This window comes from Leifsonia sp. SIMBA_070, assembly GCF_046534635.1.
In the GTDB taxonomy this organism is placed as follows: Bacteria; Actinomycetota; Actinomycetes; order Actinomycetales; family Microbacteriaceae; genus Leifsonia.
The window spans coordinates 1-277 of record NZ_JAWRYK010000196.1; the positions used below are offsets into that span (position 1 = coordinate 1).

Genomic DNA, 277 nt, shown 5'->3' on the forward strand with positions numbered 1-277 from the left:
GCAAAAATGGTGAGTATACCAATGATCCATGCAAAAATCATGAATACCTGAACATAACTGTTAATTGGTTTATCCCTAAATTTTGCAAGTGTTTTCAGGTATCCGTTGAGGCTTTGAAAAGACTTTCTAAAAATAATCAATGTCAAAAGGACAAATAGGATTTTCAGTGTTTTCATTGCTATACCCTCGGCATAGTCAAAATCTGCAAAAGCCACGGGCACGAACTCCAACAAAATAGTTAACGGTACTATATGAGCAACATATCGTGGAACGCGAT

1 protein-coding gene is annotated in these 277 nt (G+C 36.5%); it reads right to left on the bottom strand.

The genetic code is table 11. From position 1 onward, the window contains the following. Positions 1 to 215 (bottom strand): hypothetical protein (locus SB754_RS19995; RefSeq protein WP_410784123.1); only part of this gene is annotated, 215 nt, incomplete at its 3' end. Positions 216 to 277: the final 62 nt, after the last annotated feature.